Source organism: Acinetobacter sp. ANC 4173 (genome assembly GCF_004331255.1).
Lineage (GTDB): Bacteria > Pseudomonadota > Gammaproteobacteria > Pseudomonadales > Moraxellaceae > Acinetobacter.
Genome location: NZ_SJOF01000004.1, coordinates 273,882 through 285,032 on the forward strand (window position 1 = coordinate 273,882; position 11,151 = coordinate 285,032).

At 39.8% G+C, this 11,151-nt stretch carries 8 protein-coding genes; 5 read left to right on the forward strand and 3 right to left on the reverse strand.

Features of this window, described 5'->3' with window-relative positions:
- Positions 1 to 207 precede the first annotated feature (207 nt).
- The 5 genes from E0H94_RS07605 (at position 208) to gltP (ending at position 6,633) form a co-directional block, all read left to right on the forward strand.
- A complete protein-coding gene (locus tag E0H94_RS07605) occupies positions 208 to 1,668 on the forward strand; it encodes a TolC family protein (RefSeq protein WP_227548565.1) in 1,461 nt (486 codons plus the stop codon).
- Between the two features lie 18 nt (positions 1,669 to 1,686).
- A complete protein-coding gene (locus E0H94_RS07610; protein WP_131325838.1) occupies positions 1,687 to 2,850 on the forward strand; it encodes an HlyD family secretion protein in 1,164 nt (387 codons plus the stop codon).
- On the forward strand, positions 2,850 to 3,980 hold the full coding sequence (locus E0H94_RS07615) for an ABC transporter permease (protein ID WP_131325839.1): 1,131 nt from the start codon (positions 2,850 to 2,852) through the stop codon (positions 3,978 to 3,980). Before E0H94_RS07610 ends, E0H94_RS07615 begins: the two co-directional genes overlap by 1 nt.
- Positions 3,977 to 5,083 (forward strand): ABC transporter permease, encoded by a 1,107-nt coding sequence (locus E0H94_RS07620; RefSeq protein WP_413773007.1) that lies wholly within the window; start codon positions 3,977 to 3,979, stop codon positions 5,081 to 5,083. Before E0H94_RS07615 ends, E0H94_RS07620 begins: the two co-directional genes overlap by 4 nt.
- 254 nt (positions 5,084 to 5,337) lie before the next feature.
- A complete protein-coding gene (gene gltP, locus E0H94_RS07625) occupies positions 5,338 to 6,633 on the forward strand; it encodes a glutamate/aspartate:proton symporter GltP (protein WP_131325840.1) in 1,296 nt (431 codons plus the stop codon).
- Between the two features lie 59 nt (positions 6,634 to 6,692).
- On the opposite strand, the gene E0H94_RS07630 is transcribed toward gltP, so the two are convergent.
- The 3 genes from E0H94_RS07630 to E0H94_RS07640 all read right to left on the reverse strand — a co-directional run.
- Positions 6,693 to 7,130 carry a DUF3887 domain-containing protein gene (locus E0H94_RS07630; protein ID WP_227548564.1) on the reverse strand — a complete coding sequence of 146 codons (438 nt, stop codon included), beginning with the start codon at positions 7,128 to 7,130 and terminating at the stop codon, positions 6,693 to 6,695.
- Between the two features lie 74 nt (positions 7,131 to 7,204).
- Positions 7,205 to 10,177 (reverse strand): DNA gyrase subunit A, encoded by a 2,973-nt coding sequence (gene gyrA, locus E0H94_RS07635; protein WP_131325841.1) that lies wholly within the window; start codon positions 10,175 to 10,177, stop codon positions 7,205 to 7,207.
- A gap of 495 nt (positions 10,178 to 10,672) precedes the next feature.
- Positions 10,673 to 11,151, reverse strand: a 479-nt coding sequence (locus E0H94_RS07640; protein ID WP_205679293.1) for an FAD-binding protein, incomplete at its 5' end; no start/stop codon positions are given.

An 11,151-nucleotide genomic window follows, 5' to 3' on the forward strand; every position in this document is an offset into this window, starting at 1 on the left:
TATTTTTTCTATGTAATTTTTTAAAAGTTTAAATTTATCGTATTATATATTTACAGAAAAATGAGTCTAGCCTGAGCAGCACTCAAAATGTAAACGCGCGCGTTTACACCAATAAAATAAAGATCTGTATAATTCATTACAACGACAATGCGAGTTTGATTAATGCCACAGCGTTTTCAATTAAAATTAAGAAAATTAACGCTTAGGATGAATCCCGTTTTTCCTGGTTTTATTTGCTTCTGCGCGAGTGCGTTATTTCTTCATCCAAGTTATGCAAAATCGATCAGCTATATAGAGGCTGAACAAAGCATCCTGACTCAATCCTATAGCACTCAAGCTGCTCAAGCCTTACAACAATCCGCACAACTGCAAGCCGAAGCAGTGAAAGGCCTCGGACTCCCGCGTATTGATTTAAATGTTCGTGCTTATGCCTTTCATAATGAAGTGGATGTGCCTCTCAATTCCTTAAAAAACAATTTAGATAATACCCTTACTCAGGGCGTGAATAATCAAATTGATCAATGGCAAAATAATAGTGGCATACCCAGCGGAATTACAGACACTCTAAAAGATGGTGTCGGCAACGTCATTGATCGTGGCGTTGGATTAATTCCCAATGAAGCGACTGTGAATTTGGATGATCAAGTTATACGCCCGACTGTTTCAGTATTTATGCCTTTATATACTGGTGGACTAACCACTAGCGCCAAACAAATGGCACAAATTCAGTCCGAACGCAGTGTCATCAATAATAAACAGCAACAAGACCTTCAGCGTTTCGAAATTATTCAGGCTTATTTTAACTCGCAACTACAAACACAATTATTAGCGGCAAGCCGCTTTAATGCTCAAGCGATGCAAACCCATTATCGAAATGCGCTGAAATTAGAACAACAAGGCTTTATTAGCAAAGGGCAACGCATGCAATTTGAAGTTGCTAAAAACAATGCTGAACGGTTAACACAAAATGCCCAAGCCAACCTACAAGCCAGCTTGTTTCAATTGAATAACCTCCTGCAAAGCAGTGAAATAACAGGATTAAGCACACCTCTTTTTGTCAATACAACCCAGAACCATTCTATTCATCAATTATTAACGAGTTATCCCGAACAATCCTCTCTGGTTCAAAAACTGCAAAAAGATACCGAACTTGCTGGGGTAAAAGTGAAAGCAGAATCGGCAGCCAAAAAGCCGACTGTATTTGCATTTGGTGAATACAGCTTAGATGAACATCAAAATTGGATTGTTGGTGTTGCGGCTCAGTACAATTTATTTTCGGGCATCGACAAACAAAAAAATATACAAGCTGCTGAATTACAAAGATATGCTTTACAGCTCACCACTGAACGTACCAAGCAAGAAATAGAAAATATGATTTATAAATCATATAGCGAGCTTGAAACTGCACAACAAAGCCATGTTCTACTGCAACAAAACATGTTAGCCGCACAAGAAAATTTACGCATTCAAACACTTTCTTTCAAAGAAGATATGGGTACAGCCACACAGGTCATTGATGCTCAAAATGCCATGACCGCTCTTAAATCTGAAATGGCACTGAATGCTTATAAATATGTCATGTCACTAGCCACTTTACTACAAAGCCATGGTTCGATTGCTGAGTTTCAAAGCTACGTAAATCAAAAAAATACGCAATTTATTCGTTAACTTTAATGGGGAAACCACATGCATCAAGATCAATCGACACCTGATCAAGAACCTAATGCGTCCTCATTGGAGGAAAAAAATACAGGGAAATCTGAAACTGATGTATCAGAGCAACTGACTGAAAGTAACACTGGGACAGAAAATTCAGTAGATGACGCAAATGATGTCTCTGAAAAAGCAACTGATCCGACCTCTAAAACCAAACTTCTAAAAAGCATGGGTATTATCCTAGCCATCTTACTGCTTGGATTAATTGCATTTGGTTTATGGAAAAGCTACCAACCCAAGATGGTTGAAATACAAGGCCGGGTTGAAGCGGAAACTCTGCATATCAGTACCAAAATACCAAGCCGAATTGAAGAACTCTATGTACATGATGGTCAAAAAGTTCAAAAAAATCAGCCACTCGTACGTTTATATAGCCCAGAAATTGATGCTAAAAAGCAGCAAACACTAGCAAGTTTGCAATCTGCACTGGCTCTGCAATCGACAGCTGATCGTGGTTCGCAACAAGAAAATATCGACACCCTGTTTGCCAACTGGCAAGCCATGAAAGCTCAACAAAACTTGGCTCAAACAACCTATCAACGTGGGGCGAAACTCTTTCAAGAAGGTGTTATTTCACGTCAGCGTCGTGATGAAATGCAGGCTGCTGCGCAATCTGCTGCTCAGTTGACTGAAGCTACCTACCAACAATATGCTCGAGCAAAACGTGGTAGTACAACCGAACAAAAATCCACAGCCGATGCACAGGTTGAAATTGCCAAAGCTGCTGTTGCAGAAGCCAATGCACTAGATGCCGAAACAAAATTATTTTCCCCTGTAAATGGTACGATTTCCAAAACCTACGGCAAAGTCTCTGAATTAGTCGCGATTGGCGTGCCAGTCATGAGTATTATTTTAGATGATGAGCTGTGGGTGAGTTTAAATGTCCGAGAAGATCAATATGCTCAGGTTTATCAAGCCAAAACTTTAGAAGGATTTATTCCCGCTTTAAATAAAACAGCACAATTTAAAATTGAGAATATTGATGCAGAGGGCGAGTTTGCGACCATCAAAACAACGCGACAAACTGGGGGCTACGACATACGTAGCTTTAAGCTCCATTTAACACCAAGTACGCCCATTCCTGATCTCAAAGTCGGCATGAGTGTACTATTTAAAGTCAAAGAGCAATCCTGATGTGGGCTGGTCTCTGGCGTGAACTCCGCTATTTAGCCACACATAAATGGGACTTGTGTTTAGTTACACTCGCTCCTCTATGTGTGATTGTGCTATTTAGCTGTATGTTTGCGCAGGGAAAGCCTGAACATTTACCGATTGCGATTATTGATCAAGACCAGAGTAATCTGAGTCGAAATATCGAAAAATATTTATCCAGCAATCCAAGCTTGGCTATTTATACAGTAACGCCCGACTCCAATGAAGCTGAACACCTACTGAATGAAACAAAAATTTGGGGCTACGTACTGATTCCAGAAGGTGCTGAACAACGACTGGTTCAAGCCAAGGATGCTGAAATTGCTCTTGCATTTAATCAAAGTTACTTCAGTGTTGGAAATACCATTTCTTCTGCCATGCTCAGCAGTACTGTGCAGGCCATGGCAAATTACATGGGACAAAATTATTTAGAAAATAATATTCCCTATTTAGACCTCCCTACCCCCAATGTGAAAATCTCGCCACTCTATAATCCGAGTCTCAGTTACGAATTTTATTTAGAACCTTTCGTCATTCCTGCTGTTCTGCATTTATTACTCTGTTGTTGTGTGGCCTTTTCTGTAGGTCAGGAATTTCAATTTAAGTCTGCAAAAAACTGGCTGAAATCTTCAACAATATGGACTGCGTTACTCAGTAAAGTTCTTGTTTATGTTTTTATTTTCAGTATTTGGACATGGTTGTGGATGTTCTGGCTTATAGAAATTCGAGGATGGTTTGTGGCTGGTCAACTCTGGCTGTTGCTTTTAGCCCAGTTTTTATTTTATTTCGCCTACGCTTTAATGAGTGCAACTGTAGTATTAGCGACCCACAATTTAGCCAAAACTTTTGGCTTTATTGCGGTATATGGCGGTTCATCCTTAAGTTTTGCAGGTGTGACACTCCCCTTAAATAATGCCCCTGCATTTACTAAATTTTGGGCCAATATTATTCCGTATACCCCTTATGCCAAGCTACAAACTGAACAATGGGTTGTTGGTAGTCCTATACAACTTTCATTCATTCCTTTAGCAATTCTAGTTTTTTATTGTCTCTTCTATTGGACAACTTCTTTCCTGTTATTAAAAAAACATCGTGTAGAGGTGCGGGAATGAAACAAAAATTGAAGTCATTTATTTTTTACTTTGTAAAAACATTCAAAGATATTGCAAAGAATAGCTCCATTCTCACGACGATGGTGCTTTCTATCTTCTTCTATAGTTTTTTCTATCCCACCGCTTATAAGGCACAACATGCTGAATCATTACCCATCATTATTGTGGATGAAGAACAAAGCACGTTAACTGCCAGTATCATTAATGCAGCAAGCAACAGTCCTAATATTCAGGTTCGTGCGGTAACAGGAAATTTTGCCGAAGCAGAGACGTGGGTTAAGCAACAACGTGCAGATGGCATTCTGCTATTACCAGATAATTTGTCTAATAGTATTCATCGCGGTGAAGTCGGAGGTGTTGGGTTATATTTAAGTGCTGCCTATTTTTTAAGAACCAAACAAATTGGTTTGGGATTGGCAACAGCCATTGAAAATACCCTAGCAGAACGTGCAGAAAAGTTTGGACAGATTTCACATTTTTCTCCCACCCTTTCAGTTCATCAAATTCCATTATTTAATACACTTTCAGGCTATGGCAGTTATATTTTTCCAGCGATTGCCCCGTTAATTATTCATCAAACCATTGTCTTGGGCTTGTGTATGCTGATCGCAGGTTATCGCAACTCAAATTGGCGGAGCAAAACAACTGAGTTTTGGGGAATCTTTGCCGCTGCGCTAAGTATTGGTTGTTTGGGCTGCTTTTATTTATTTGGCTTTACCTTCTGGCTTTATGACTACCCACGTGGCGGAAATTTTTGGGGCATGCTGATTGCTGTCCCAATTTTTATAAGCAGTGTGATTGGGCTGAGTCTTGTCTTGGCTTCTTATCTAGATCTTCCCGAACGTGCAGGTCATCTCATTGTTTTCACCTCCATTCCACTTTTTTTACTTTCGGGTACAGCATGGCCACATGCTGCTATGCCACTTTGGATGCAATACTTAGGCTCAGTTCTCCCATCCACTCAAGGTATTCAAATGTTTATTCAATTGAATCAGATGGGTGTACCTACGCAAATGGTTATACCTAAGCTGATTTATCTGAGCGTTTTTGCTGGTGTCTGTTTAAGCTGGGCATATTATCGTTTATGTAACACACGTAACTAGTCACTTATTCATCATTTTTATCGCATAAAAAAATTAATTATTAAAACACAATTGAATTACCAAATAAAACAGCCTAAATAACAATCAAACAACAATAATAAATTAAAAAAAGATCGCTCATTCTTCATAATAACTTCACAATAGCCACCTTCGATCTGCCAGCATTCTTCTTTTTTTCATGCCACCGCATCTTGATGCAGCATAAGAGTTCTTGCAGATATTTTTTTGCCCCTAATTTTTTTTCTGAGCTGAGTATGAAAAAAATTAAGATAAGCCTTGCATGGCAAATTGTAATTGCACTCATTTTAGGTGTACTTTTAGGCTCTTTTCTGCACTATTCTCCTGAATATCGTGATGCCTTTGTAACTAATTTATTGAGTCCACTGGGTTCAATATTTATTAGCCTCATCAAAATGATTGTAATCCCACTTGTGGTTTCAATGCTGATTCTCGGCATTGCAAATACAAGTCATGGTACCAATGTTGGTCGACTAGGTTTCAAAACTATTCTATATTTTGAAATCATTACAACCATTGCCATTATTGTTGGCTTGGTTGCGGCAAATGTATTCCAGCCAGGTGCTGGTATTGATATGTCGACGCTAACTCAAGTTGATATTTCTAAATATCAAGAAACCAGTCATGAAGTTAGCCAACATTCACATGGTTTAGTTCAAACCATCTTGTCTCTAATTCCACCGAACATCTTTGCTGCATTAACTAGCGGTCAAATGCTACCGATTATTTTCTTCTCGGTATTGTTTGGTATTGGTTTAGGTTCATTATCTAAAGAAACTAAACAACCGCTGATTCAGGTATTGCATGGTGTTTCTGAGACAATGTTCAAAGTTACACACATGATCATGAAGTTTGCACCTCTAGGTGTATTCGGCTTAATCGCTGCGACCGTTGCTAACTTTGGTTTTAGTTCGTTACTTCCATTGGTAAAACTTGCAGTATTGGTTTATGCAGCTATTTTCTTCTTCACTTTTATTGTATTAGGACTTGTTGCCAAAATTTGCGGATTCAGCATTTGGACCATTATCAAAATCTTAAAAGATGAATTGATTTTAGCTTACTCAACTGCCAGTTCAGAAACCGTTCTTCCACGTATTATGGAAAAAATGGAAGCGTATGGCGCGCCAAAAACAATTACTAGTTTTGTCATTCCAATTGGCTATTCGTTCAATTTGGATGGTTCAACACTGTATCAAAGTATTGCCGCAATTTTCATTGCTCAGCTCTATGGCATTGACTTAAGCTTGGGTCAGCAAGTCATTTTAGTACTTACTTTAATGATTACCTCTAAAGGCATTGCAGGTGTACCTGGTGTTTCTTTCGTGGTGCTATTGGCGACTTTAGGCAGTGTTGGGATTCCACTTGAAGGTCTGGCATTTATTGCCGGTATTGACCGTATTTTAGATATGGCACGTACTGCGTTGAATGTCGTTGGTAACGCATTAGCTGTTCTTGTGATCAGTAAATGGGAAGGCCAATTTGATACGGAAAAGCAAAAGAACTACAATGTACAACTGAATGATACTTTGTAATTACTAATGCAATTAAAAAGGACGCTAAGGCGTCCTTTTTTATTTAACATCGCTTTTGATTATTCAATTTTCTCGCCAAATACGGACACGCTAATGTCTCGAATTTTGCTACTGCCATTGGGTTTATCAAAACTCACGTCATACTGTACTAAGTTTTTATCATAGGCATATTCATAGGTCACAGTATATTTACTTGGCTGATTGCTTTCATTCAGCAATTTCTTTGACACGATTTTCTTGGTTTTATAATTTTCTTGAGGTAAACCGCGTGCAAATTTTTGCATGTTTTTCTGATCACCTTGATAACGTGCTTGCAGCTCAGGTTCAAAATGCGTCATCAATTGGTCAAAATTCTGCGCACGTAAATTATCATACGCCTCTTGAGCAGCCTGTACCTGCTGTGGACTAGGATCTGGAATATTGGCCTGCTGTCCCAGTTTGTCGCATCCACTGAACACCAATACCGATGCTAAAATCGCATACTTCATCTTCATCATTCTTTTCCCATTATTTATGCAACAAATCATATAGAAAAAGGACGCCTAAGCGTCCTTTTTGTTTAGATCATGACTTATTCTTCTTCAGATTCATTCAAATCTGATTCGTTTTCAGTTTCATCTACAATCATTTCATCATCAACCAACTTTTCATTAGCCACTGCTGATTCTACAGTCTCGATTTCATCTTCTTCTACAGCATCAATCGCTTCTACACCCACCAATGTTTCATCTTCACCTAAACGGATCAAACGAACACCTTGTGCATTACGGCCTGTTTGTGCAACTTCTGAAGCGCGAGTACGAACCAAAGTACCACCGTCTGAAATCAGCATCAGTTCTTTGGTTTCATCAATCGCAACAGCACCGACCAATTCGCCATTACGCTCTGAAGTCTTAATGGCGATCACACCTTTCCCACCACGTTTTTTGGTTGGGAAATCATCGACTGGTGTACGTTTACCATAACCATTAGCAGAAGCACAGAGCACTTCGCCTGTTTCAGGAACGACCACCAAAGACACGATACGGCTAATGAAGTTTGAATCTGCATCATCATCATCCGATTCAACTTCTTCTGACTCATCTGCTTGAGCCGAACCAATAGTGACACGCATACCACGTACACCTTTGGCAGAACGACCCATCGCGCGTACATCAGTTTCAGCAAAACGAATTGCTTTACCTTCATTTGAGAACAACATAATTTGCTGTTCGCCATCAGTAATTGCAACACCAATCAAGGTATCTTCTTCGTTCAGCTCAATTGCACGTAAACCATTTGAACGTACATTACTGAATTGTTCCAACTCTACACGTTTCACGGTGCCTGAAGCAGTTGCCATAAATACAAAGAAGTTTTTACGTAACTTTTCAGTCAATTCTGCAAATTCAGCAACAATTTCATCATCAAGATCTGTTGTAGAAAGCTCTACACCCAACTCTTTTAATTGTTTACGTAATGCATCTGATAATTCATCTGCATCTTCAGCCAATCCATCAAATGATGCTTTTAAGGCTTCATAATGTGCTTCGATAATGCTGTTTTCACGTAGTTTCACTACATTGGCACGAACAAAAGCTTTAAAGTCGGCTAAACGATCTTTAAATTTCTTTGGCGCATCAATCACAGGCAAAATTGCAGTAATCGTTTCATCTGCCTCTAACGGCAGTAAGTTCACCATTGGGCGACCTTTTGCACCGCGAGAAGCTTGTGGCACTTCAAACACTTTCAGACGATACACTTTACCGACGTTAGTAAAGCATAAAACAGTCGCATGGTTTGAGGTTACAATCAGATGCTGAATGTAATCATCTTCTTTCATCGATGTTGCAGATTTACCACGTCCACCACGACGTTGCGCAGCATAATCAGACAACGGTTGAGTTTTTGCATAACCTGTTTTGGAAACAGTTAATACGACTTGTTCTTCTGGAATTAAATCTTCACGAGAGAAGTCAATACGCGATTCTACAATTGCCGTACGACGAGCATCGCCATATTGCTGAAGAACCAAAGCCAACTCTTCTTTAATCACAGCCATCAACAAATTAAAATCGTTCAAAATTGCAGTGAGTTCAGCAATTTGTCCCAAAATTTCTGTGTATTCAGCATGAAGTTTGTCTTGCTCTAAACCTGTTAAACGGTGCAAGCGTAGCTCTAAAATCGCACCGACCTGGGTAGGAGACAAACGATACATATCGCCATCTAAACCAAATGGACGGTTTGGATCTTCACCTTCAATCACTTCAGGACGAACAGAAACCGAACCTGCTTTTTCTAGGAGTGCAACCACACCACCCGCTGACCATTCACCTGCTTGTAAACGCTCACGTGCTTCGGCTGGGTTAGCAGAAGTCTTAATCGTTTCGATGATGGCATCGATATTCGCCAAGGCAACTGTCAAGCCTTCTAAGATATGACCACGTTCACGCGCTTTGCGTAATTCGAACATAGTGCGGCGGGTCACGACTTCTTGACGATGACGAATAAATGCCGCAATGATATCTTTAAGATTCATTAATTTTGGCTGTCCGTTGTCCAGACACACCATGTTAATGCTGAAAGAGTTTTCGAGTTGCGTATTCAAGAATAAGTTGTTGACCACAACTTCAGCATTCTCACCACGTTTTAGATCAATGGCGATACGCATCCCGTCTTTATCAGATTCGTCGCGTAGTTCTGAAATACCTTCGAGTTTCTTCTCTTTTACCAACTCAGCAATACGCTCGATGGTTTTCGCTTTGTTGACTTGATATGGAATTTCAGTGAAGACAATCGTGGTACGACCTGTTTTTTGATCTTCCTCAAAGTGGTATTTACCACGGATATGCAAACGACCTTTACCTGTACGGTAAGCATCGACAATACCCGATTTACCATAAATAATGCCGCCAGTCGGAAAATCTGGACCCGAAATATGCTGCATTAAACCTTCGATACTGATATTTGGGTTTTCAGCATAAGCCAAACATGCATTCACGACTTCCGTCATGTTATGTGGCGCCATATTGGTCGCCATACCTACTGCAATACCAGTCGTACCGTTAATCAACAAATTCGGAATACGCGTTGGCATCACTTGTGGGATACGTTCTGAACCGTCGTAGTTGTCTTCCCAGTCTACGGTATCTTTTTCGAGATCCGCCAAAATTTCATGGGTAAGCTTTTGCATACGCACTTCGGTATAACGCATTGCTGCTGCACTATCACCATCGACAGAACCGAAGTTACCTTGACCATCTACAAGCATATAACGCAAACTAAAATCTTGCGCCATACGAACAATAGTTTCATAAACAGCAGAATCACCATGCGGGTGATATTTACCGATTACGTCACCGACAACACGGGCAGACTTTTTGTATGCTTTGTTGTAGTCATTACCCAATTCGTGCATTGCAAAAAGCACACGACGATGAACAGGTTTTAGACCATCTCGTACATCAGGTAAAGCGCGTGATACAATCACGCTCATTGCATAATCCAAATACGAGTGCTTGAGTTCATCCTCAATGGCAATCGGTCTAATTTCCGATACGCTCATGCATACTCCTTGTTATACAAGCAGGAATTCTGCCCGCATTTATATCTTAAATCTTGCAAAAATTTAACTCAGGAAATTGAGCTAAAAAACTAAAATACAGCCGTAAATTTTAGCATATTTTATCCCTTTTAGGTGCGTATTTAGCTGAGTTAATTTCGTTTGTTTTCCTTTGTTTATCGTTGTTTTTTTATACTATTTTTTGATCTGAATTAAGTTGAAAAATAAGCTATTTCACAATGCTGCTATTTAGATTGTATGTAATACTTTAAATTCTTGTTTTATTTATAGTATTGGTAAATTGATTTAATATTTTTAATATTTCTAATGACTTTCGCACTTTACAGCCTTTCTAAACTCTATTTTGCCTCACAGGTTATCTTCTATTCAGCCCTGATGAGATAAGTCCTAAGCGCAAAAAACGCCCAAGTTCATAACAACTTAAGCATGACTTAAATTGTTTGCACAAGAGCGTTTTTTCGAACAATCGTTCAGAAATTAGATTTTAGATACTAATTCAGGAACAACAGTATTCAAGTCACCCACCAACCAGTAGTCAGCAACTGCATTAATTGGCGCTTCTTCGTCTTTGTTGATCGCAACGATCACTTTAGAGTCTTTCATACCCGCCAAGTGCTGAATCGCACCAGAAATACCTACAGCGATGTAAAGGTCAGGTGCAACGATTTTACCTGTTTGACCGACTTGCATGTCGTTTGGAACGAAGCCAGCATCAACCGCAGCACGTGAAGCACCTTGTGCAGCACCAAGCTTGTCCGCTAATGGGTCAAGTACTTTATGGTAGTTCTCACCAGAACCTACACCACGACCACCAGAAACCACGATGCGTGCAGCTGTGAGTTCTGGACGTTCAGATTTCACGATCTCTTCAGATACAAACTTAGAGATCCCTGCATCTTTTGCTTCGCTTACAGCTTCAACCGCAGCAGAACCGCCTGTGTTAGCAACAGGATCAA